The organism is Segeticoccus rhizosphaerae (genome assembly GCF_009192725.1).
Taxonomy (GTDB): Bacteria; Actinomycetota; Actinomycetes; order Actinomycetales; family Dermatophilaceae; genus Segeticoccus; species Segeticoccus rhizosphaerae.
Map to the genome: position 1 here is coordinate 1 of NZ_VOHR01000029.1, position 23,056 is coordinate 23,056.

Genomic DNA, 23,056 nt, shown 5'->3' on the forward strand with positions numbered 1-23,056 from the left:
CACCGCGTCCAGGGCGTCACCCAGGTCGGGGCGCCGGACGCGTGCCCGCGACAGGGCCTCCTCGGCGTGCGCCCGCGCCAGCACGCTCGTGGGGTGGCCCGGGCGCACGTAGGCACGGTAGACGTCCGTGGCCACGAGCAGCTCCACGAGCGCCTCGCGCAACCGGTCCGGCGCCAGGTGCGGGATCGACTCCACCGCGCGGCGGTGCAGCCGGTTCACCTCGGGCTGCAGCAGATCCGCAGCCGCGTGGCGCTTGCACTCCTCGATCACCCCGTCCAGGTCTGGCGCACCGCCCACCTCGGCCCAGGTGCCGCTGAGCACCGCCGTGGTGCCCGGGTCCACCAGCGCGCTGGAGATGGCCTGCAGCGCGTCATAACCCGTCGTCCCTGCCGTCTGCCAGGGGGCGGGCAGCTCCTCCTCGCCCTCGAGAACCTTCTCCACCCACACCGGTGTGCCGTCGACGCACGCGTCGGCGAGCCGCGCCAGGTAGCCCTCCGGATCGGCCAGTCCGTCCGGGTGGTCGATCCGGAAGCCGTCGATGAGCCCTTCGTGGTGCAGGTCCAGCAGGAGCCGGTGGGTGGCCTCGAAGACGGCGGGGTCCTCGACCCGGACCCCGATGAGCTGGTCCACCTCGAAGAACCGCCGGTAGTTCATCACCTGATCCCGCTCACGCCAGCTCGCGAGGCGGTAGTGCTGCCGGGCGAGCACCGTGGCCAGGTCACCGGAGTCGGTGCTGGGCGACACCGGAAACGCGTGCTCGTGGTAGCGGATGACCGGCTCACCGTCGTGCTGGTCACGGGTGAGCTCCCCCGCCGCGAGAGTGCGCTCCAGCGTGTCGCCGAGCATCGGCAGACCGAGCCGGCCCTCACCTGCGTCCCAGTCGATGTCGAACCAACCGGCCGTCGCCGCGGTCCGGCCTTCCCGGAGCACCTGCCAGAGCGGCGCATTGGCCCACTCCGGTGCCGGCACGGCCATGTGGTTGGGCACCACGTCGACGACCACCCCGAGCCCGCGGGCGTGTGCCGCCTCGCACAGCTCGCGGAAGCTCCGTTCGCCGCCGAGGGCCTCGGACACGCGCGAGTGGTCCAGCACGTCATACCCGTGCATGGACCCCTGCACGGCGGTCAGGATCGGGGACAGGTAGAGGTGGGAGACCCCGAGGCGGGACAGGTAGGGCACCTGCGCCAGGGCGTCCTCGAACCCGAAGCCGGCGTGCAGCTGCAGCCGGTAGGTGCCGGTGACGACCGGAACGGTTCGGTTGTTCACGACGCTCCTCCTCCCTGTGGTGCCCTCCCATTGCGCGACGGTGGTCACGCAGGGTTCATGCTGTGAGCGCTGGTCGAGCCCCGCCCCCGACATGCTCGCAGACGCTCAGTCCAGCGTCGTCCCGGCACGCAGCTCGGCGTAGGTCCCCGGGTCGTTCAGCCACAGGCTGTGGCGCGCCTTGCGCCGGTAGCGCAGGATCTGCGCCACGCCCAGCCCCCAGACGAGGTACTGGACCGACATCGCGGCCCGGAACGAGTCCACCGTGTAGGTGCTCGGGCCGCCCGGGGCCACGTGGTCGAGGACGAGGCCGATGAGGATCACCGCGCCCAGCGAGGCGACGAACCCGCCCACGTTGACGATGCCCGTCGCGCTGCCGATGCGGCTGGGCGGGTTGAACGTCCGTGCCAGGTCGAAGCCGATCATCGAGCCGGGACCACCGAGGGCCGTCACCACGACGAGCAGCACCAGCAGCCACAACGGGGCACGCCCCGGCCAGAGCAGCACGACCGCCCACACACCCATGATCGCCGTGACGATGCCCAGGATCAGCGTCGAGCGGGAGAAGGGCCACCGGGTGACGGCCGAGCCGATGATCGGGCTACTCACGACGGTGGTCACCACCATGAGCATGAGCAGGTTGCTGGCCGCGGCGGGCGTGAGGCCCTGGCCGGACACCAGGAACGGGAACCCCCACAGCAGGATGAAGATGTTGCTGCCGAACTGCGACGAGAAGTGCGACCACAACCCGAGCCGGGTGCCCGGAGACCGCCAGGACTGCTTGACCGCCAGCCCGACCTCGCGGATCTTGATCTGCTCTCGCACACTGTCCTGGTAGGGCGAGTCCTGCACGACCAGCAGGAGCACGACCACGAGCACGACGCCCACGCTGGCCGCCAGCACGAAGGACCAGGTCCAGCCGAGGCCGTGCAGGGCGGCACTGAGGGGCGCCGCGGCGACGAGCGCACCGATCTGCCCCATCAGACCGGTCAGCTGGGTGACCATCGGCGAGCGTGCGGGCGGGAACCAGAGCGCCACGATGCGCATCAGGCTGATGAAGACCATGGCGTCACCCATGCCCACGAAGATGCGCGCGGCGACCCCCTCACCGAACGTGGTGGCGAAGGCGAACCCGAACTGCGCGATCGTCATCAGCGAGACGCCGATCAGCAGCATCCGCTTGGAACCGAAACGGTCGAGCAGCGCTCCGACGGGGATCTGCATCGCCGCATAGACCGCGAGCTGGACCATCGTGAAGGTCGCCAGCTGCGCCGAGGAGATGTGGAACCGGTCGGCGGCGATGAGGCCGGCCACGCCGAGCGAGCTGCGGTGGAAGATGGCCAGGATGTAGATCGACAGGGCTCCGCCGTAGACCAGCCAGGCCCGGCGGCCCCCGAGGGGGTGGCGCAGGGCGGGGTCGACGAGCAGCCGGTCCGAGCCGACTTGGTCGATGGTGGTCACAGGGCCATCCCGGCCTGCCTGCGTGCGACCTCGAGGTGCTCGCGGGTCTGGGCGACGAACTGCGCCCTGGTGCCGTGCCGCAGCGTCTCGACGAGCCCGGCGTGGTCCTGGACGGCCCGGCGCATCCGCGGTCCGGAGATGCGCATGACCGTCGCCGTGATGCACAGCTGCCGCTCGCGGAGGCTGCGGTACTGCTTGGTGAGGATGGCGTTGCCCGCGGCCGCGACGATCTCCTCGTGGAAGGTCCGGTCCGCGAGGGTGAAGGCGGACACGTCCTCGTTCTCGCGGGCCTCCTTCATCTCCTCCAGGTGCGTCGCCAGCGCGTCCGCGAGCTCGTGTCGGCTCGGCCAGACCTTTCCGGCCGCCCAGATCTCGATGACGGACCGGGCCTCCACGACGTCCTTTGCCTCGTCGGCCGTCACGGGGATGACCAGGGCCCCCTTCTTCGGGTAGAGCGCCATCAGCCCCTCGACCTCGAGACGGAGGAGGGCTTCGCGGACGGGAGTGCGGGAGACGCCGACGTCCTCGGCGATGTCGCCCTCGGTCAACAGCAAGCCCTGGGTCAGGGTGCCGTCGAGGATTCCGGCCTTGACGTGCTCGTAGACACGTTCGGCCGCGGACGGAGAACGAGTTGTTGTGGACATGTTGTATCTATCATAGACGCAACAGCCAGGGACCGCGAATCCGGGTCAGCCACCCAGGCGGTCGAAACCGGTGACGTGCACGATCGCCTCTCCCGCCTCGTCGCTCGCCCCGAGATCCACCTCAGCGGTGATGCCCCAGTCGTGGTCGCCCTCGGGGTCGTCGACCACCTGACGCACGTGCCAGACGCCCGGTGACTCGCTGATCTGGAGCATCTGCGGGCCACGAGCCTCCGGCCCCGTGCCGATGTCCTCGTGCTCGGCGTAGTAGTCCTCCAGCCCCGCCTGCCACTCGTCCGCGTCCATCCCCGACTCGGCGTCGAGCTCCCCCAGGTCGATCCACCTGCGCAGTGCGGCAAGTTCCACCCGGCGGAACATCGCGTTGCGCACCAGCACCCGGAACGCCCTGGTGTTGGCGGTGATCGGCTTGGGCGTCGCCGGCACGGCGTGCGGGGTGACGGCCTCGCCCTGCCGTTCCGGGTCGGTCAGCTGCTCCCACTCGTCCAGCAGGCTCGAGTCGGTCTGTCGCACCACTTCCCCCAGCCACTCGATGAGGTCCACGAGCTCCTCGCTCTTGAGGCTGTCCGGCACCGTGTGGCGCAGAGCCTTGTAGGCGTCGCTGAGGTAGCGCAGCACCAGCCCCTCCGAGCGCGCGAGGCCGTAGTAGGCGACGAACTCACCGAAGGTCATGGCCCGCTCGAACATGTCCCGCACGACCGACTTCGGCGACAGGTCGTCCTCGGCCAGCCACGGGTGGCTCTGGCGGTACATCGCGAAGGTGCCCTCGAGCAGCTCCTGCAAGGGCATCGGCCAGGTGACGTCCTCGAGCAGCTCCATCCGCTCGTCATACTCGATGCCCTCGGCCTTCATCTGCGCGACGGCCTCGCCGCGTGCCTTGAACTGCTGCTGCCGCAGCACCGGCCGGGGATCGTCGAGCGTCGACTCGAGCACCGAGAGCACGTCCAGCGCGAACGTGTCGGACTCCGGGTCGAGCACGTCGAAGGCCGCGAGGGCGAAGGTCGACAGCGGCTGGTTGAGCGCGAAGTTCGCCTGCAGGTCCACCGTCAGCCGCAGGGTGCGCCCGCTCTCGTCGGGCTCGGCGAGGCGCTCCACGACACCAGCGGTGAGCAGCGCCCGATACATGTTGATGGCGCGACGGGCGAGTCTCGTCTGGGAGCGCGGTTCCTCGTGGTTGTCGCGCAGCAGCTTGCGCATGGCGGCGAAGGGGTCACCGGCCCGGCTGATCACGTTGAGCAGCATCGAGTGGCTCACCTGCATGCGCGACACCAGGACCTCCGGCTCCGCGCTCACCAGCTTGTCGAAGGTGTCCTGGCTCCAGCTGACGAATCCCTCCGGCGGCTTCTTGCGCTGGACCTTCCGGCGCTTCCTGGGGTCCTCGCCCGCCTTGGCGAGAGCCTTGGTGTTCTCGATGACGTGCTCCGGCGCCTGCACCACGACCGTCCCCGACGTGTCGTAGCCAGCGCGTCCGGCTCGACCGGCGATCTGGTGGAACTCGCGGGCCTTGAGCACCCGTTGCCGGCTGCCGTCGAACTTGGTCAATCCGGTCAGCACCACGGTGCGGATCGGGACGTTGATGCCGACGCCGAGGGTGTCCGTGCCGCAGATGACCTTGAGCAGGCCGGCCTGGGCGAGCTGCTCGACGAGCCGCCGATACTTCGGCAGCATCCCCGCGTGGTGGACACCGATGCCGTGACGCACCAGCCGGGACAGCGTCCTGCCGAAACCGGGGCGGAAGGAGAAGCCGCCGATCAGCTCGGCGATGGCGTCCTTCTCCGCCCGGGAGCACACGTTGATGCTCATCAGCGCCTGGGCCCGCTCCAGCGCGGCCACCTGGGTGAAGTGCACCACGTAGATCGGCGCCTGATGCGTCGAGAGCAGCTCCTCCAGGGTCTCGTGCAAGGGCGTGAGCACGTATTCGAAGCTGAGTGGCACCGGGCGTTCGGCGGATGTGACCAGGGCGGTCGGCCGCCCAGTGCGCTGGGTGAGATCCTCCTGGAAGCGGTCGACATTGCCGAGTGTCGCTGACATCAGCAGGAACTGGGCCTGCGGCAGCTCGAGCATGGGCACCTGCCACGCCCAGCCTCGTTCGGGCTCGGAGTAGAAGTGGAACTCGTCCATGATCACCAGTCCCACGTCGGCCGCCGCCCCCTCCCGCAGCGCGATGTTGGCGAGCACCTCGGCGGTGCAGCAGATGATCGGAGCGTCGGCGTTGACCGAGGCGTCGCCGGTGAGCATGCCGACATCCTGTGCGCCGAAGATCTCGCAGAGCGCGAAGAACTTCTCCGACACCAGGGCCTTGATCGGTGCCGTGTAGAACGACACCCGGTCCTCCGCAAGCGCAGCGAAGTGGGCTCCCGTCGCCACCAGGCTCTTGCCCGACCCGGTGGGCGTCGACAGGATGACGTTGGAGCCCGACACGAGCTCGATCAGGGCTTCCTGCTGTGCCGGGTACAGCTCGAGCCCACGCGATGCGGCCCACGAGGCGAAGGTGTCATAGAGCGCGTCGGGATCGGGCTCGCTGGGCAGCTGGTCGGAGAGGGTCATGGGCTCCCCATCCTCCCGCACCCGCGGCGCGTGCCGAAATCGTCGGGATCGGCTCAGCCGGGTCCGCTCAGCCGCTGCTTCAACCCGCGTCAGTTGAGTCCGTACCGCGCCAGCGGGTGGAGCAGCTCGCGCTCCTCGTAGGCCAGGTGCGACAGCAGCGTGTCGGTGAGCAGATCGATGCTGCGCTGGAGCTCCTCCAGCCGTGCAGCGCCGTCCGAGCCGTAGCCGGGCGCCTCCACCAGTCCGACGAGCGCCCGGTCGACCTGCTCGAGCACGTCGGCGATGACGTGGTGCTCCTCCTCGAGACGGTCGATGACGTCGGTGATCGCGGGATCGGCACGACGCAGGTGGCGGAAGACGCTGCGGTCCTCCAGGGTGTGGTGCCCGGTGACGATGCGGCAGTAGGACTGGCAGTAGGCGCCGAGGGTCCAGTCGTTCTGCCGCATGGTCATCGTGTTGACCACCGATCGCGCGGCGCCGACGGTCAGGTGGCCCTGGCGCACCTGCTCCACCACGCCACGCACCTGGGCCAGCTCGTCGCGCAACGCATCGTGGATGTCCACGAGGTGCTGCGGATGGGCCTGCTGCTCACGCGTGTATGCCGCGTCGTCGGGCTTGGCCGCCACCGGCCGGCTCGACTCGTCCCACGGCAGCTCGACGCTCAGCCGCGTGCCGTCGTCCGGTGTCGGTGTGACCGAGAGCGGCACCTCCCCGCGCGCCTCCGCAGCTCGTCGTCGACCGGTCTCGAGCACCGACGTCGGGCCGGCACCGTGGTCCGCCCCACCCCGTCCGTCTCCGGGGGCCGGTTCGCTCGTTCCCTTCCCGGCAGCGGCACCGGCAAGGAGCGCCCGCTCACGCTCGACGAGGTCACGCACCGCGGGCGCCACCTCATCGGCGAAGCGGCGGACGTCGGTGGGGTCGTCGGTCCCGAGGATGAAGGTGCTGATGCCTTCGTCGAGGGCGAGCGCCGCCAGCTGCTCGGACCAGTCCCGGGGGCTTCCCTGCAACAGGCCGCCGCCCGACCCGAACCGGCCGAAGATGTTGTACATGCGCCGGATCGCCTCCGGCCCGCGCCCTGCCGCGAGGGCCGCGTCGTCGATGACCGCATTCATCGCAGCGAGAGCCGACGGATCGGCATACCCCATGCTCGGGATCCACCCGTCGGCCAGCCGCCCGGTGACCCGCAGCATCCTCGGCTTGTAGGCGCCAAGCCAGATGCCCACGTCGTGCACGGGCGGCGGGCCGGCGTGCAACCCCTTGACGTGGTAGTGCTCGCCGGTGACGGACACCGTGCCGCCGCCCCACACCCCGCGGATGACGCCAATCGCCTCGACCAGCGCGTCCACCGACTCCTTGGGCGTCAGCCGTCGTCCCCCGGCAGCGACGATCGCGTCCCAGAACGCACCGGTGCCGAGGCCGAGCTCGGCGCGGCCGGAGCTCAACCGGTCGAGCGTGGCGACCGAGTGGGCGAGGACGACCGGTGGCCGCAGCGGCAGGTTGGCGACGTTGGGCGCGACCCGGACGGCGCTGGTCTGCGCGGCGATGACCGAGAGCAGCGTCCAGGTGTCGAGGTGCTTGGCCTGGTAGGGGTGGTCCTGAACGCTCACCAGGTCGAGGCCGCTCACGTCGGCCAGCTGCGCCAACTCGATCGTCTGCTGCGCCCGCTGGGCATCGGGGCTGGGAAAGATGCCGAACTCCAGCTGGTGCCCGTAGTCGGTCATCGGCGCGCCTCCGTCCGTGTGGTGCCTCCACGACCCTAACCGCAGGCCGACCGAGCAATGGCCCCAGCGGTGCCCGTGTGGTCGCGGTGGTCGCGCGCCGAGCGGCAGCGCTCAGCCGGCCTCGGGCGGCCGGTCCCCCGGTTCGTTGGCGCGGGGCAGCTCCTCACGCAACCGGGGCTCTGTGCGGTTCTCGGGGCGAAAGCCGTACTTGTCGGCGTAGAACGCCCGGACGAGGTCCATGTCGGCCCGCACGTCGCCCGTCGGCCGGATCGTCGGCCCGAAACCGAAGCTGCGGGTTCGTCCGTCGACGAACCCCATCGCGATGGGCAGGCCACTCTGCTGGGCGATGCGGTAGAAGCCGGACTTCCAGTACTCCGCCTTCTCCCGCGTGCCCTCGGCGGCGAGCACCAGCAGGAACCGCTCGTCCTCCCGCTTCGCCTCCTTGACCAGCCGCCGGACGATCCCCCCTGGGTTGCGCCGGTCCAGCGGGATCCCTCCGGTCGCGCGCAGGATCGAGCCGACCGGGCCCTTGAAGAGCTCCTTCTTGACCAGCACCCGGAACTCGGCGCCGTTGCCCCACATCATGAGCAGCGTGGCCACCCAGTCCCAGTTGGAGGTGTGCGGGCCGCCCACGACGATGGCCGAGTGCTCGGGCACCTCGCCGACGGGGGTCCATCGCGCGGCACGCATCACCAGACGCGCCAACGCGCGACGAATTCTCACCGACTGCTCCTTCGGTCCTCGACCAGTGCACCGGCACTTCGACCGTCTCCTCCGGTATCTGACGCCTCGGCGAAGGCCCGGCAGGACCGACGGTCCCATGGTGCGCAGCAGATGATCCCACAGATCGGCCGGCTGCTCATTCCTCGGTGCGTCCGGACCAGCGACTGAGATGCCGACCGCCGAGGTCTACCCGAAATGGCTCGAAGCGAGCATGATTCCCCCCACAGCGCTCGTAGACACGCCGCAGCGTGGGAGGCAACGTCATGAACGTGTTCCGGATCAAGTCGGTCGAGCAGTCGATGCACGACACCGAGGAGCCCGAGCACCAGCTCAAGAAGGAGCTCAGCGCCTGGGATCTCACCTTCTTCGGCGTGGGCGTCATCATCGGCACCGGGATCTTCGTGCTGACCGGGCAGGAGGCCAACCTCAATGCCGGGCCGGCGATCGTCATCTCCTTCGTGCTGGCCGGAGTGACCTGTGGGCTGGCCGCGCTCTGCTATGCCGAGTTCGCCTCGACCGTGCCGGTGGCGGGCAGCGCCTACACGTTCTCCTACGCGACCCTCGGTGAGCTGGTCGCCTGGATCATCGGCTGGGACCTCGTGCTCGAGCTCGCGCTCGGCGCGGCGGTGGTGGCTCGTGGCTGGTCGGCCTACTTCCACGACCTGTTCGGCCTGCCGTCGTGGCTGGCCGGTGACGACGCGCGGCCCGACATCGCGGCGATCCTGATCGTGCTCGGCCTCACCGCGGTGGCGATCCTCGGCACCAAGCTGTCCGGACGGTTCACCGGCGTCCTCGTGGTCATCAAGGTGGCCGTGTGCCTCTTCGTGGTCGCAGCCGGCCTGTTCTTCATCAAGGCGGCCAACTACTCACCCTTCCTGCCACCGAGCAAGCCCAGCGCGAGCGACGCTGCAGCCTCTGACCAGCCGCTGATCCAGGCGGTCTTCGGTATGACGCCCTCGCACTTCGGCGCGTTCGGGGTCATCGCGGCAGCGTCAGTCGTGTTCTTCGCCTACATCGGATTCGACATCGTGGCCACCGCCGCGGAGGAGACCCGTAACCCTAAGCGCGACGTCCCGCGGGGGATCATCGGCTCGCTCGCCATCTGCACGCTGCTCTACATGGCCGTCTCGTTCGTGGTGACCGGCATGCTGAGATACAGCGATCCACGGATGAGCACCAGCGCCCCGCTGTCCGAGGCGTTCCAGGCCAACGGCGTCACCTGGGCCAGCAAGGTGATCTCACTCGGCGCGGTCTGCGGCCTCACCACGGTCATCCTCGTGCTGCTGCTCGGCCAGAGCCGGGTGTTGTTCGCGATGTGCCGGGACGGCTTGCTGCCCCAGAAGCTCGCGACGGTGCATCCCCGCTTCGGCACCCCGCACGTCATCACACTGCTCACCGGGTGCTTCGTCGCCGTGTTGGCCGGCATCGTGCCGCTGGCAGAGTTGTCCAAGCTCGTGAGCATCGGCACCCTCTTTGCGTTCGTGCTGGTCTCGGCCGGAGTGATCATCCTGCGCCGGACCCGGCCGGACCTCCATCGAGCCTTCCGGGTGCCGGCCGTGCCATGGGTGCCGATCCTGTCGATTCTCGCCTGCATCTGGTTGATGCTGAACCTCTCCCTGGCGACCTGGGCGCGGTTCCTCATCTGGCTCGCAATCGGTTTCGCCATCTACTTCACGTATGGCGCCCGGCACAGCCGCGTGGGGCGCGCCGGACCGGCCGACGTCAGCGACCGGCGCGTCCCGGAGCGACTGGACGACTGACCACCTCGACGCGTCCCCGGAGACATGGGCGACGACGAAGACGCACAAAGCACACGACATACCAACGCAGCCCGATCGACCGGAGCTAGAGTGCGCCCGTGACCGTGCTGTTTCGTCACCCGCGGATCTGGACGGGCGACGCCGAGACCCGCTGGACGACCGGCTTGCTCGTCGACGACGCCCAGCTCGTGGCGGTGGGCCGGCAGGAGGTGCTGCGGGATCACGTCGGGCCCTCGCAGGTGGTCGACCTGCCCGGGACGCTGGTCATCCCGGGCCTGCACGACGCGCACATCCACTCCGCGTCCCTGGCGCGGGGTCTCGCGGGCCTCGACCTGCGCGCCGCCTCGTCGCTGCACGAGGCCCTCGAGATGGTCCGCCGGCGGGCCGGAGAAGGCTCCGGCAGCGAGTGGTTGTTCGGCAGCGGCTGGAACAGCAACGCCTGGGACGGTGCGGGCACGCTGGACCGGCAGGCTCTCGACGCGGCGACCCCGGACCGGCCCACCGCGCTGTCCAGCTTGGACGGCCACACCATGTGGGTCAACTCGTTCGCCTTGCGCCTCGCAGGGATCACCCGTCACACCCCGGACCCGGTCGGCGGGAGGATCGAACGCGATGCGGCCGGCGAGCCGACCGGCATCCTGAGGGAGCGGGCAGCAGTGGCGATCCAGACGATCCAGGAGGGCGGGGCCGGCGGCGCGCTCGAGCCGTTGTTGCGGCGCTGCCAGGAGGTGTTGTTGTCGGTCGGGCTCACGAGCATCACCGACTTCGACGGTGAGGACGCGCGTGCGGCCTACCTGGCGATGCGGGATTCTGGCCACCTTGCGCTGCGCGTGACCAAGTCGGTCCCGGCAGCCGCACTCGACGCGGCGATCGCGCAGGGGCGCGCGACCGGCGACGGCGACGACTGGGTGCGGGTCGGGCCGGTCAAGCTCTTCAGCGACGGCGCGCTCGGGCAGCGCACCAGCCACATGTGCCACGACTTCCACGGTGCTGAAGGCAACCGCGGGATCGCGAGACTCGACACCGACCAGGTGGCCGCCCTGACCCGGAAGGCGTTGCGCGCCCGGATCGCGGTCGCCACCCATGCGATCGGTGACCAGGCCAATGCCACGGTGCTGGATGCCTACGCGAAGGTCCGCTCCGAGACCGCGTCTGCGCTGCGGCTGCGGATCGAGCATGCTCAGCACCTGCGACCTGCCGACGTGCGCCGGTTTGCGGAGCTCGGGGTCGTCGCGTCGATGCAACCGGCCCACTGCACCAGTGACATCGACCTGGTCGAGACGCTGCTCCCCCAGCATGATGTCGTGTCCTACGGGTGGCGTTCCCTGCTGAACACCGGCGCTGCCCTGGCGCTGGGATCGGATGCGCCCTTCGGCCCGGATTCGCCGGTGGCCGAGCCGAGTCCGATGTTTGCCCTGTATGCCGCAGTCACCCGTAGGCGTCCCGACGGCACACCGGCAGGCGGTTGGCAGCCGCAGGAGCGGCTGACGATGGTCGAGGCGCTGCGGGGACACACCGCAGGGTCCGCCTACGCCGACGGTGACGAGCGCCGCAAGGGGAGCCTGGTGGCCGGGAAACTGGCGGACTTCGTCGCGTTGGACACCGACATCCTGGACGAGCAGATGATGGCGCACGAACCCGGGCGCATCCATGACACTCGCGCGCTGGCCACCGTCGTCGGCGGCGAGATCCGTTGGCAGGCGGGGTGAACCAGATCAGTCGCCCAGCAGCTGCGCGAACGGGGTGGGGTCGGCAAACGGGTCAGCCGGTGCCAGGGCAGGCCGTTGCACCATCAGCTCAGCGAGTTCGCCAGCGGCACGGTCGATCCGGCTCACCAGCCCCGAGCCGGAGCCCTCTCCGACCCCCCAGTCCTCGGACGCGGCATACACCGCGGTGGGAACGACCACCGCGCGCAGGTAGCTGAACATCGGCCGCAGCGCGTGCTCGAGCGCGAGCGAGTGTCGGGCGGTGCCTCCCGTCGCACCGAGAAGCACCGGCTTGCCGGTGAGCGAGTCGGGGTCCAGGACGTCGAAGAACGACTTGAACAGCCCGCTGTACGAAGCGGAGAAGATCGGTGACACGACGATCAACCCGTCGGCTCGCACGACGTCGTCGAGCGCCGCCTGCAGGTCGCCGGACGGAAACCCGGTCAGCAGGTGGTCCGTCACGGCGTGCGCGTGGTCGCGCACCTCGACCACCTGCTCGGCGACCTCGACCTGCTGCTCCTGCAGGGCCTGGACCGTCGCGGCCGCCAATCGGTCGGCCAGCAGCCGCGTCGACGACGGCTGGCGCAACCCGGCGGACACCACGGTCAGCGTGCGTTCGGTCACAGAGTCGCTCCTTCGAATGCGTCGTCGGTGTCGAGGACATCCTCTCGCTGTGCGGCCAGCAGCGACTCATGGGTCGGGGCTTCCGGCACGTGCGCCGGCCGCAGCGCGTCCTGCTCCTTGCGCAGCACCGGGACGACCTCGGTCCCGAGGATCTCGATCTGCTCCAGCGCCAGCTCGAGCGGCAGGCCGGCGTGGTCGATCAGGAACAGCTGGCGCTGGTAGTCACCGACGTGGTCGCGCATGGTCATGTAGCGGTCGATGACCTGCTGCGGGCTGCCCACGGTGAGCGGGGTCTGCCGCATGAACTCCTCGAGCGAAGGGCCGTGTCCGTAGACCGGTGCGTTGTCGAAGTAGGGCCGGAACTCACGCACGGCGTCCTGGCTGTTCGGGCGCATGAAGACCTGCCCGCCGAGTCCCACGATGGCCTGGTCGGCCGAGCCGTGGCCGTAGTGCTCGAACCGGCGGCGGTAGAGCTGCACCATCTGCTTGGTGTGCGACATCGGCCAGAAGATGTTGTTGTGGAAGAAGCCGTCACCGTAGTAGGCGGCCTGCTCGGCGATCTCCGGGCTGCGGATCGAACCGTGCCAGACGAACGGGGGTATGCCGTCCAGCGGGCGGGGCGTCGAGGTGAAGGACTGCAGCGGGCTGCGGTACTTGCCCTCCCAGGTCACGTTCTCCTCGGTCCACAGCCGCCGCAGCAGCGCATAGTTCTCGATGGCGAGCGGGATGCCGTCTCGGATGTCCTTGCCGAACCAGGGATAGACCGGTCCGGTGTTGCCCCGGCCCATCATCAGGTCGACGCGGCCGTCGGCGAGGTGCTGCAGGTAGGCGTAGTCCTCGGCGATCCGCACCGGGTCGTTGGTCGTGATGAGCGTCGTCGAGGTCGACAGGACGAGCCGCTGCGTCTGCGCGGCGATGTTGGCCAGGAGCACGGGCGGGTTCGCCGGCGCGACGAACGGCGGGTTGTGGTGCTCTCCGGTGGCGAAGACGTCGAGCCCGACCTCCTCCGCCTTCTTGGCCATCGCGATGGCACCCTTGATGCGCTCGGCCTCCGTTGGAGTCCGGCCCGTCGTGGGGTCGGCCGTCACGTCGCCGATGGTGAAGATGCCGAACTGCATGAAACGCTCCTCATCGTAGGTTATATGGTTGATGTTTCAACTACCTGTCACCTGAACCTCTCCTACCATCAGAACATTCCCTCGGAAGGGAGCCGCATGGACGTGGCGCCGCCACAGCAGTCTGCAGGCACCGGGCTTCGGCGCCGGATCAGCTTCGCCGACCTCATCGTCTACGGGTTGGTCTTCATCGGCCCGGCCGCGGCGGTCAGCATCTTCGGACCGCTGGACGCCGAGAGCCACGGCGCCGTGCCGGTGGTCTACCTCGTCGCGACACTGGCGATGTCCTTCACGGCCTACTCCTACGCCCAGATGTCTCGGGAGGTGCCTCGCGCCGGTTCGGTCTTCGCCTACGCGAGCGCCGGCATCGGGCCGCGGACCGGCTTTCTCACCGGCTGGATGGTGATGCTGGACTACCTGCTCATCCCCAGCGTCGCCTACCTGTTCACCGGCATCGCCCTGCACTCCTTCCTCCCTGCCATCCCCACGTGGGGCTGGACCGCGATGGCCGTGGTCTTCACCACCGGGTTCAACCTCGCCGGTGTCCGTGTGGCCGCCCGGGTCGCCGCGCTGACCGTGCTCGCCGAGGTCGTCGTGCTCGGCATGGTGCTGGTCGGTGGGGTCTGGCTGCTGGCCCACGACGGCCCGACCCGCGACTGGCTGTCACCCTTCACCGGAGTGGGCGGCTTCTCCATCGCGGCCGTGCTCGGCGCCGTGTCGGTGGCCGTGTTGTCCTACCTCGGCTTCGACGCCATCGCGACGTTCGCCGAGGAGACCACCGGGAGCAGCCGACTCGTGGGCCGGGCCACCTTGACGTGCCTCGTCATCGCGGGCCTGCTCTTCGCCGCCCAGACGTATGTCGGGTCCGTCCTGTCCCCCGTCACTCCTGACGAGCTCGCTGCCGACCCGGCGAGCCAGGGCGAGGCCTATTACCACCTCGTCGACGTCCAGCTCGCCGGCTGGCTCTCGACCCTGCTCGCCCTCTCCAAGGCGGCCGGCGCAGCCTTCTCGGCCATGGTCGGCCAGGCGGCTGCTTCCCGCATCCTGATGGACATGAGCCGCGAGCGTCGGCTGCCCCGGGCCATGTCCAAGGTCGACGAGCGGACCGGCGTCCCGGCCGTCGGCGTGCTGGTGGCGGCGGTCCTCAACGTGCTGATCGCCGTCTGGGCCGCGCGGCGCCCGGACGGGCTCGACACCCTGGTCTCCGTCGTGAGCGTCGGAGCCCTCTGCGCCTTCATCCTGCTGCACGGCTCCGTCGTCGGCTACTTCTGGGTGCGCCGGCTCGGGGACCAGCGCCACCTCGGCAAGCACCTCGTCGCACCCCTGGTCGGCGCCGCGATCCTGGTCGTCGTCCTGGTCGAGGCAAGCGGTCGGGCCCAGGTGGTGGGTGCGGTCTGGCTCGCGGTCGGGGTGGCTGTGACCGTCATACAGCACCGTCGCGGAGCGAGCGCCGAGCGGGTCGGCGCCGCCTGAGTCAGCTCGGCTCGGACGTCGCGGCCATCCTGGCGACCCCGGCCCGAGCGATCTGCTCCAGTGCGGGGGTGGCGAGCGGCTTCAGGCCGGCGGCCCAGAAGGTCACCACGTTGTGCCCGATCCCGACGGCCACGAGGTCGAGCGTCACCTTCTGCCCGCGAGACCTCACCGTCATCCGGGTCGCGAGCGTCTCTTCCCCCAGCGTCGGGAAGGTCAGTGGCGACACCGTGACCTTCATCGTCTGGCCGCCGTCCTTCATGGTGATGTTCGGGCACTTCTGCAGCACCTTCTCAACCCGCCGCACGTCGGCGGCCTGGTTCCCGCGCGTGAAGGAGGAGACCTCGGTCCGCAGCGCGATCGTGAAAAGACCTGTGCCGGAGCGGAACTCGCCCTTGGCCTCCGCTGTCGGTGCGGCGCTCTGGTCGGCGCTGACCTTGAGGAACGCGCGTTCACAGGCTGTGCGTCCAACCTCTGGCTTGGCCTCGGCGTCGGACCGATCGGGCGATGCCTTCACGGCCGTCCAGCGTGCGGGCAGGTCACGCTCGGTCAGCACGCTTGCGCGCGCCTGCTTCAGGGAGAGCCGGTCTCCACCGGACACCTTCACCTTGACCGGCGTGGGTGCCGGTCCGCTGAGCGCGTCGGACACCTGGGCGCAGCCCGTGGCGGACAGTGCCACGAGCACGGAAAGAGACAGTACGGCGACAGGCAGCATGCGGCGCATTGCGGTGAAACCCCCACGGCGAAGAAGTGTGACTGAGGCGAAGAGTACGGAAGGAACAGGCTGCTGTATGCCGTCTTGACCAGATCGTGATCCAGGCCGGCCGGCGCCACTCGCGACCAGCGGACCGGGCCGGGCCAGGCGGTCCACCTGTTTGGGAGAAGGCGTCCCCGGGCCCGGCTGCAAGGTCTACCGTTGAGGGCGCGGGCCGACGGACCGTGAACGCTCGACTGCCAGGAGAGGTGAGTGCGAGATGCCGCAGTTCATGGATGTGCACACGACGATGGCTGGAGTGACCGCCGAGCAGCTCCACGCCGCCCACCAGGCCGACCTGGACATCCAGGACGACGAAGGCGTCGATTTCAAGCACGCGTGGGCCGATCCGGCGACCGGCCACGTCTTCTGCCTGTCGGAGGCACCCAGTGCCGAGGCGGTGCAGCGGATCCACGAGCGGGCAGGTCACCGTGCCGACGAGGTCCACGAGATCACGGTGACCGCCTGAGCGTCCCATCGGAGGCACAGGGGTTGGCGAGCAGCCCATCGACCTGCCGTAGGCTGCTCACCGGCGGGACCGTGGACCGGCTCTCCCGAGGGATGCCTCGGGCTCCCAGCTGGTTCCCGTCCCCGGGCCTCTAGCTCAGTTGGTAGAGCATCGGACTTTTAATCCGCTGGTCGTCGGTTCGAGCCCGACGGGGCCCACCCCGGGCAGGACGAGGGCCGGGGGAAGCATGGCTTCCTCCGGCCCGGGGGGTGTGCTCTGTTACTTCAGCACGGGGTGACGCTGGACGAACGGGATGCGCTCCCACACCTTGCCGAAGCCCCAGGTGCGTCCGGCTCCCATGAGAGCCAGGGCGATCAGCGCGAGGGCGTAGATCAGGTGGTCGTCGATGAAGGGGTTGTTGGCCGGCGGGAGGACGGCGCTCCACATCAGGACCAGCAGAAGGGTGCCGGCGGCGGCGGCGAGACGCATTCCGATGCCCAGCATCAGCGCGAGGCCGATGCCGGCGAGGCCGATCATGAACAGCCAGTCGGCCCATGCTGCCCCTGCGAAGCCCTGGTAGAACCCGGCCAGCGGTCCGTCGGTGCCGAACTTGAGGAACCCCATGGTGGGCGAACCTCCGTTGATCCAGGCGTCGGGACCGAACCGGTCGACGACCCCGGTCTCCGGGTTGCGTCCGGTGCTGAAGCCGAGGGCGAACAGCTTGTCGATGAAGGCCCACAGGAACACCCAGCCAAGGCTGAGGCGCAGGGCGGCGGCCACGTGGCGCAGTGCGCTCCTGGCGGCAACCGGCTCGGCCTGCGCCCTCACGGCGGGAGCTGCGATGTGGGGGGCCGCGGGCTGGGGGGCCGCGGCGGAGTTGATGCGGTTGACGTGGGTGCTCATGGCCCGATCTCCGTTTCTGGTAGTGCCGCCCGAACTTCGGGCACTTCAGATGTTGGCCGCTGGGGAGCACCGCAAGCAGGGACCAAAGGCCCCTCATCCCAAGTCGGGACCAACGTCCCGGCCGAGCGTCGAGGGCCCTTCACGGCAGCGCACCGGGCTTGAACCGTCCGCGCCATCGTCCCTCTGACCACGTTCGTCCTACGATCGCTCCATGACCGGCGAAGACGAGGGCCCGAGCGGGTGGGAGCACCACTCGCGCGAGAGCATGGCCGCCTTGCTGGATGCCGTCCTCGCCGTGAGCTCTGACCTCGAGCTGCCGGAGGTGCTCACGCGCATCGTCGAGTCCGCATGCTCCCTCGTCGGCGCCCGCTACGGGGCGCTCGGCGTCCTTCGCCCCGATGGCGAGTACCTCGCCGAGTTCGTCACCCACGGCGTCACCGACGAAGAGCGCCGCGCCATCGGTGAATTGCCGCAGGGGCACGGCATCGTCGGCTTGCTGATCCGTGAGCCGCGGGTGCAGCGCTTGCGTGAGATCTCCGAGCACCCGCAGTCCTACGGCTTCCCGCCCCACCATCCGCCGATGCACAGCTTCCTCGGGGCGCCGGTGCGCGTGCGCGACGAGGTCTTCGGCAACCTGTACCTCACCGAGAAGCAGGGCGCGAGGGAGTTCTCCGAGGAGGACGAGACGCTGCTGTCCGCCTTGGCCGCGGCGGCGGGAGTCGCGATCGAGAATGCACGCCTCTACGCCTCGAGCAAGCGACTTCGCGCCTGGTCCGACGCGGTGGCCGAGCTGACCCAGACCCTGCTCTCCGGCCCGCAGGAGCAGCCAGCGCTCGACAAGATGGTCACGCTCGCAGGCGAACGCGCCTACGCGCCCCTCGCCTTCGTGCTGTTGTATGACGAGGACGGCGCCCTCGTCGTGCGCGCCCGGCAGACGCCGGACGTCTCACCTGCCAGGGCTTCCGCGGCCGGCTGGTCGGCGTCTCTCGGCGTGGGCAACAGGATCGATCCCGCGACCTGGGACGCGATCACCTCCCCGTTCGTCCGGGGGACGAATGACACGGATGGAGACCCCGCCGTGTCGAAGGATGTCGAGATCCTCGCCGGACGAACGGTCGGCAGGTTCGCGATCATGCCCCTCGGGCCCGGCCGGGACCACCTGGGTTTCCTGGTCGTGGTCTGGGACCCCGGACACGACCCGTCCGACGCCGAGGTCGTCAAGCCGTTGCTCGAGTTCGGGCAGCACGCCGGACTCGCCCTGCTCGCCGCCCGGTCCCAGCGTGACCAGACGTTGTTGGCCCTCCTGGAGGATCGGGACCGGATCGCCCGCGACATGCACGACCATGTCATCCAGCGGCTCTTCGCGACCGGGCTCTCGCTCCAGTCTGCCGCTCGCCTGGCCGTCCACCCGACCGTGCGCGAGCGACTCGACGACGCGGTCGACGACCTCGACGGAGCCATCAAGGACATCCGGCACACGATCTACGAGCTGCACCGCATGCCGGCCGGCACGATCCGCGACGAGATCGCCGGGTTGATCGGTGACGCCTCGGAGCTCCTCGGCTTCGAGCCCACCCTGCTCATCGAGGGACGGCTGGCAGGCCTGACCGACTCCCTGGCGGCTGACCTCGTCGCCGTGGTCCGCGAGGCCCTGGCCAACATCGTGAAGCACGCCCGTGCGACTTCCGTGCGTGTGCACCTGCGGTGCGACAACCACGTCCGCATCGTCGTGACCGACGACGGAGTGGGCATGGACCCCGCCAGCGCACGCAGCGGCCTGGTCAACCTCGGCAGCCGGGCGGCCTCTCGTGCGGGGACTTTCGAGATCAATCCCGCCGCGCCCGCCGGGACCGTGCTGGCGTGGACGGTGCCCGCGGAGCGCGATCACTAGAGCGGCGACGATGAGCGGCGACAATGAGCGGAGCGACCTGCCGGCCGCCGAGGAGCGCGGCCACAGGTACGGGAGGACCTTAGGCCCTGACACGACGGCATCCGAGGCACGATGATGTCGTGGACCAGTGAAGGAGCTGTAGGTGACCATCAGCGTGTTTCTGCTCGACGACCACGAGGTCGTCCGCCGGGGTCTGCGTGAGCTGCTCGAGACGACTCCGGACATCATCGTCGTGGGCGAGTCCGCCTCGGCGGCGGAGGCCACGCGCCGGATCCCGGCGCTGCGGCCCGACGTCGCCATCTTCGACGCCCGTCTGCCCGACGGCTCGGGCATCGACTCGTGCCGGGACGTGCGGTCGGTGGACCCGGGCATCAAGGGGCTCATCCTCACGTCATACGACGACGAGCAGGCCTTGGCGACGGCGGTCCTCGCCGGCGCCTCGGGCTACCTGCTCAAGGACATCAAGGGCAACGGCCTGATCGACGCGATCCGACGGGTCGCGGCCGGTGAGAACCTGCTGGACGAGGACCGGGCCGAACAGCTGCGCAAGAAGTGGTCGCCGAAGGAGGGTCCGGACGAGCTGCTCAGCCAGCTCACTCCTCAGGAGCAACGCATCCTGGAGCACGTCGCCCAGGGCCTCACCAACCGCCAGATCGGTGACGCCATGTTCCTGGCCGAGAAGACGGTGAAGAACTACGTCACGTCGGTGCTGTCCAAGCTGGGGCTCGAGCGTCGCACCCAGGCGGCCGTCTTCGCCGTGCAGAGGCATTCCGGCAAGGGCCTGCGCTGACCCACATGTAGGACCTTTTGCCCTGCCGCGTCTGGCTGGGAGGGGCGATGGTGGAGGCATGAGTACCTCAGAGATCGGCTCGGCCACCCGGCTGTCGACCTCCCAGGCCCTGGCTCTGGCGCGAGACAGCGTGGTGGGCCGCCTGGCGGTCGTCGTCGAGGACCACCCGGACATCTTCCCCGTCAACCACGTCGTCGACCACGGCACCATCGTCTTCCGCACGGCGGAGGGCACCAAGCTCGCCTCCGCGATCGGCCGACTGGTCGCCTTCGAGGTGGACGGGTATGACGTCGCCTCCGGCTCCGCGTGGAGCGTCGTCGTCAAGGGCCGCGCCCACGAGATCCTCGAGATGGGTGACGTCCTCGACGCACTGAGTCTTCCCGTCTTCCCGTGGCACGACGCACCGAAGCCGCGCTACGTCCGCATCGAGCCGGACAGCATCTCCGGGATGCGCTTCGCCGTGCCAGGTGGCACCGTGACCGGCAGCTCCGGTGAGCCGGGGACCAGTGGTCGCACACGCTCATGAGCGCCGAGGCGGGGCGACAGCTCCCGACCATGATGCGGGTGTGGGAGACCACCGGCGAGGGCCCAGGAGGCCCTCGCCTGCGCGCCGGCACCCGCCCGGTCCCGTCCCCCGCCGCCGGTGAGCTCCTGGTGCGGGTCGAGGTCTGCGGGGTCTGCCGCACCGACCTGCACGTCACCGACCACGACCTGCCGCGCCACCGGTGGCCCGTCGTCCCCGGCCACGAGGTCGTCGGCACGGTCGTCGGCCTCGGCCCGGCAACCATCGGTTTCGCCGTGGGCGACCGGGTCGGGATCGCTTGGCTCCGGAGCACCTGCGGGCAGTGCCGCTGGTGTCGTTCCGGTGCCGAGAACCTCTGCCCCGCGGCACGATTCACCGGGTGGGACGAGGACGGGGGTTACGCCGACTACACGGTGGCTCCCGCGGCCTTTGCCTACGCCCTACCGGACGAGCTGGCCAGTGCCGACCTGGCGCCCCTGCTCTGCGCCGGCATCATCGGTTACCGCGCTCTGCGGCGGGCAGGGCTGCCGCCCGGGGGCCGGCTCGGGCTCTACGGGTTCGGAGCGAGTGCGCACCTGACGGCCCAGCTGGCCATCGCCCAGGGGGCACAGGTGCACGTTCTCACCCGTGGCGACTCGGCTCGCGCGCTCGCGCTGGAGCTCGGCGCGCTCTCGGCCGGCGCTGCCGACGACCACCCACCGGTCCCACTGGACTCCGCCATCGTGTTCGCACCCGCCGGAGAACTGGTGCCGGTGGCCCTCGAGGCACTCGACCGTGGCGGGACGCTCTCGCTGGCCGGCATCCACATGAGCGACGTGCCCCCGCTGGACTACGGACGACACCTGTTCCTGGAGAAGACGGTCACGTCCGTCACCGCGAACACCAGAGCCGACGGTGCCGAGCTGCTGCGGCTGGCCGCCGCACTGCGGATCAGGCCGCAGGTCACGTCATACCCCTTCGACCGGGCGAACGAAGCCCTCGACGACCTGTGGGAGGGGCGGGTGACCGGCGTAGCAGTGCTCGACGTGACCAGCGGTCGCGGTTGAACCCCATGACGGGACCTTGGGCCCCTCCACTCCCGGCCGCGACCGGCCAGACTACAGAAATGAGCACCCAGCACACCTCTGAAGCGGAGCAGCAGAGCCCCGGCCCATGGTTTCGCGAGCGCCCACCGCTCACGGTGGGCGCCAGCGCGGCGATGTTCATGGCAGTGTTCGTGGTCCGCCTCTTCTTCGGTGACGCGAGCGATGCTCTGCTGATCCTGCTCGTCTTCCCGATCAGCCTCCTGGCGCTGACCTTCGGCACCCGGGTCGGTCTGGTCGCAGGTCTCGTCGCCGCATGCCTCATCGGGCTGTGGGCCTGGATCGACGGTGTGAACCTGTCGTTGATGGGGTGGTTGTCCCGCATCGGCCCGCTCCTCTTCCTGGGCGTGCTGGTGGGCGATGCCGCCGATCGGCTCAAGCGCGCCGACGAGGAGCGTCAGTGCCTGGCCATCGCCCAACTGCGTCACCGGCAGGCCGTCCAGGTCAATGACTCCCTGATCCAGGGCATGGCCTCCGCCAAGTGGTCGCTCGAGTCCGGCCGACCCGACACGGCTGCGACGACCCTGGAGGAGACGATCGCGACGGGACAACGTCTCGTCTCCGACGGCCTGCGGGCGGCCGATGCAGACACTCCCCGGCGTCACGGGGCTCTCGCAGGCTGAGAAGGACGTCCATGGCTCTGGGGACTGCTCGTCCCGGCCGTCGGGGCACACCTGGCAGAAGCAGGACCTCAGGCCCTGTGCCCTCGAGCCGGCTGCCGACAGGCTGGTGATAGATCAAAGCAACCCGGAAGGAGCCCCACATGTCCAGGCGCGAGACCACCGAACGCCACAGCGACCTTGTCGTCGGGTATGACGGGTCGCCCGCTGCTGCAGCCGCCGTCACCTGGGCCGCAGGCGAGGCCGAGCTGCTCGGGGCCCGGTTGCGGATCATCACCGGTGCCTCGTATTCCGCGTTCGCGGCCGGCCCCTACGCCGGCCCGGTGATCCAGGACCTCGAGGACGGGGCTCGGTCCATCGGCGAGGAGGGGCAGCGGCTGGCCGCGAAGTCCCTGCCAGCGTCAGACATCCTGGTGGAGCCCATCGTGGGCAGCGTCTCCAACGCCTTGGTCGAGGCCTCGGCGGACGCACGGATGGTGGTCGTCGGCACGCGGGGCCGCGGTGGAGCAGCCTCGGCCCTTCTGGGCTCGGTGTCTTTCGCCGTCACGGCGCACGCCCTCTGCACCGCGGTCGTGGTGCCGGAGCCTTCCGAGGACCGCTCGAAGCAGGGCCCGGTGGTCGTGGGTGTGGACGGCAGCCCCGCCTCGGCCGTCGCGGTGGACCACGCCAGCGATCACGCGGTGCGCCACGGACTTTCGTTGGTGGTCTTGTCTGCGTGGCAGCGCCCGATGAGTCCGGGTCTGCAGGAAGCAAGTTGGGGGATGCCGGACCCGAGCTGGGGCGAGAGCGCGCGGTCGGAGGCGGAGGAGAACGCCGACAACGCCGTGGACTCCGTCCACGAACGCCACCCACACCTCGCCGTCGACGTCCAGGTCGTCGAGGGCGCGGCCGGTCCTGCGCTGACCGCAGCGTCGCGGACGGCCGACCTCGTGGTCGTCGGGACCCGGGGGCTGGGCGGGTTCGACCGGCTCCTGCTCGGCTCGGTCAGCCGCGCCG

At 69.8% G+C, this 23,056-nt stretch carries 20 protein-coding genes and 1 tRNA gene; 11 read left to right on the forward strand and 10 right to left on the reverse strand.

All coding sequences use genetic code 11. From position 1 onward, the window contains the following. The 6 genes from FRW57_RS04390 to FRW57_RS04415 all read right to left on the reverse strand — a co-directional run. Positions 1–1,266: alpha-amylase family glycosyl hydrolase (locus tag FRW57_RS04390; protein WP_238999298.1), on the reverse strand; the 1,266-nt coding region annotated here is incomplete at its 3' end. A 105-nt stretch (positions 1,267–1,371) separates the two neighbouring features. Next, positions 1,372–2,724: an MFS transporter gene (locus FRW57_RS04395; RefSeq protein WP_238384694.1), complete on the reverse strand. Its 1,353-nt coding sequence runs from the start codon at positions 2,722–2,724 to the stop codon at positions 1,372–1,374. Then, the gene (locus FRW57_RS04400; RefSeq protein ID WP_137121742.1) at positions 2,721–3,368 is read right to left on the reverse strand and encodes a GntR family transcriptional regulator; all 648 of its coding nucleotides are present in this window, start codon (positions 3,366–3,368) and stop codon (positions 2,721–2,723) included. The genes FRW57_RS04395 and FRW57_RS04400 overlap by 4 nt, the downstream gene beginning before the upstream one ends. 45 nt (positions 3,369–3,413) lie before the next feature. Continuing rightward, positions 3,414–5,930, reverse strand: a complete 2,517-nt coding sequence (locus tag FRW57_RS04405) for a DEAD/DEAH box helicase (protein WP_137121743.1) — start codon at positions 5,928–5,930, stop codon at positions 3,414–3,416. A gap of 89 nt (positions 5,931–6,019) precedes the next feature. Beyond that, complete coding sequence (locus FRW57_RS04410; RefSeq protein WP_137121744.1) at positions 6,020–7,651, reverse strand: LLM class flavin-dependent oxidoreductase; 1,632 nt, start codon at positions 7,649–7,651, stop codon at positions 6,020–6,022. 111 nt (positions 7,652–7,762) lie between these two features. Further along, a complete protein-coding gene (locus tag FRW57_RS04415; RefSeq protein ID WP_238384695.1) occupies positions 7,763–8,374 on the reverse strand; it encodes a 1-acyl-sn-glycerol-3-phosphate acyltransferase in 612 nt (203 codons plus the stop codon). 263 nt (positions 8,375–8,637) lie between these two features. Here FRW57_RS04415 and FRW57_RS04420 point away from each other — a divergent pair, with 263 nt between their 5' ends. Together FRW57_RS04420 and FRW57_RS04425 are read left to right on the forward strand one after the other, a co-directional pair. Then, on the forward strand, positions 8,638–10,134 hold the full coding sequence (locus FRW57_RS04420; RefSeq protein WP_137121746.1) for an amino acid permease: 1,497 nt from the start codon (positions 8,638–8,640) through the stop codon (positions 10,132–10,134). Positions 10,135–10,232: 98 nt separating this feature from the next. Next, complete coding sequence (locus FRW57_RS04425) at positions 10,233–11,843, forward strand: amidohydrolase (RefSeq protein ID WP_152185424.1); 1,611 nt, start codon at positions 10,233–10,235, stop codon at positions 11,841–11,843. A 6-nt stretch (positions 11,844–11,849) separates the two neighbouring features. Here the strand turns inward: FRW57_RS04425 and FRW57_RS04430 are convergent, their stop codons facing one another. Together FRW57_RS04430 and FRW57_RS04435 are read right to left on the reverse strand one after the other, a co-directional pair. Further along, complete coding sequence (locus tag FRW57_RS04430; protein ID WP_137121748.1) at positions 11,850–12,464, reverse strand: FMN reductase; 615 nt, start codon at positions 12,462–12,464, stop codon at positions 11,850–11,852. Continuing rightward, the gene (locus tag FRW57_RS04435) at positions 12,461–13,582 is read right to left on the reverse strand and encodes an LLM class flavin-dependent oxidoreductase (RefSeq protein ID WP_152185425.1); all 1,122 of its coding nucleotides are present in this window, start codon (positions 13,580–13,582) and stop codon (positions 12,461–12,463) included. Before FRW57_RS04435 ends, FRW57_RS04430 begins: the two co-directional genes overlap by 4 nt. 96 nt (positions 13,583–13,678) lie before the next feature. On the opposite strand from FRW57_RS04435, the gene FRW57_RS04440 reads away from it, so the two are divergent. Next, positions 13,679–15,052, forward strand: coding sequence for an APC family permease (locus FRW57_RS04440; protein WP_137121750.1), 1,374 nt, complete (start codon positions 13,679–13,681; stop codon positions 15,050–15,052). A 1-nt stretch (position 15,053) separates the two neighbouring features. Here FRW57_RS04440 and FRW57_RS04445 read toward each other — a convergent pair whose 3' ends face one another. Then, positions 15,054–15,764 carry a hypothetical protein gene (locus tag FRW57_RS04445; RefSeq protein ID WP_152185426.1) on the reverse strand — a complete coding sequence of 237 codons (711 nt, stop codon included), beginning with the start codon at positions 15,762–15,764 and terminating at the stop codon, positions 15,054–15,056. Positions 15,765–16,023: 259 nt separating this feature from the next. On the opposite strand from FRW57_RS04445, the gene FRW57_RS04450 reads away from it, so the two are divergent. Next, positions 16,024–16,272, forward strand: a complete 249-nt coding sequence (locus tag FRW57_RS04450) for an SCO4226 family nickel-binding protein (RefSeq protein ID WP_137121752.1) — start codon at positions 16,024–16,026, stop codon at positions 16,270–16,272. Between the two features lie 124 nt (positions 16,273–16,396). After that, positions 16,397–16,469, forward strand: a tRNA-Lys gene (locus tag FRW57_RS04455). A 61-nt stretch (positions 16,470–16,530) separates the two neighbouring features. Here FRW57_RS04455 and FRW57_RS04460 read toward each other — a convergent pair. After that, on the reverse strand, positions 16,531–17,154 hold the full coding sequence (locus FRW57_RS04460; protein ID WP_137121753.1) for a DoxX family membrane protein: 624 nt from the start codon (positions 17,152–17,154) through the stop codon (positions 16,531–16,533). 211 nt (positions 17,155–17,365) lie between these two features. On the opposite strand from FRW57_RS04460, the gene FRW57_RS04465 reads away from it, so the two are divergent. The 6 genes from FRW57_RS04465 to FRW57_RS04490 all read left to right on the forward strand — a co-directional run. After that, positions 17,366–19,045 carry a GAF domain-containing sensor histidine kinase gene (locus FRW57_RS04465; RefSeq protein ID WP_152185427.1) on the forward strand — a complete coding sequence of 560 codons (1,680 nt, stop codon included), beginning with the start codon at positions 17,366–17,368 and terminating at the stop codon, positions 19,043–19,045. A 142-nt stretch (positions 19,046–19,187) separates the two neighbouring features. Beyond that, positions 19,188–19,835 (forward strand): response regulator, encoded by a 648-nt coding sequence (locus FRW57_RS04470; protein WP_137121755.1) that lies wholly within the window; start codon positions 19,188–19,190, stop codon positions 19,833–19,835. A 58-nt stretch (positions 19,836–19,893) separates the two neighbouring features. Next, positions 19,894–20,361 carry a pyridoxamine 5'-phosphate oxidase family protein gene (locus FRW57_RS04475; RefSeq protein WP_137121756.1) on the forward strand — a complete coding sequence of 156 codons (468 nt, stop codon included), beginning with the start codon at positions 19,894–19,896 and terminating at the stop codon, positions 20,359–20,361. After that, the gene (locus FRW57_RS04480; protein ID WP_338016657.1) at positions 20,358–21,404 is read left to right on the forward strand and encodes a zinc-dependent alcohol dehydrogenase family protein; all 1,047 of its coding nucleotides are present in this window, start codon (positions 20,358–20,360) and stop codon (positions 21,402–21,404) included. The genes FRW57_RS04475 and FRW57_RS04480 overlap by 4 nt, the downstream gene beginning before the upstream one ends. Positions 21,405–21,463: 59 nt before the next feature. Then, positions 21,464–22,063, forward strand: a complete 600-nt coding sequence (locus tag FRW57_RS04485) for a hypothetical protein (protein WP_137121757.1) — start codon at positions 21,464–21,466, stop codon at positions 22,061–22,063. A gap of 140 nt (positions 22,064–22,203) precedes the next feature. Next, positions 22,204–23,056: universal stress protein (locus FRW57_RS04490; protein ID WP_152185428.1), on the forward strand; the 853-nt coding region annotated here is incomplete at its 3' end.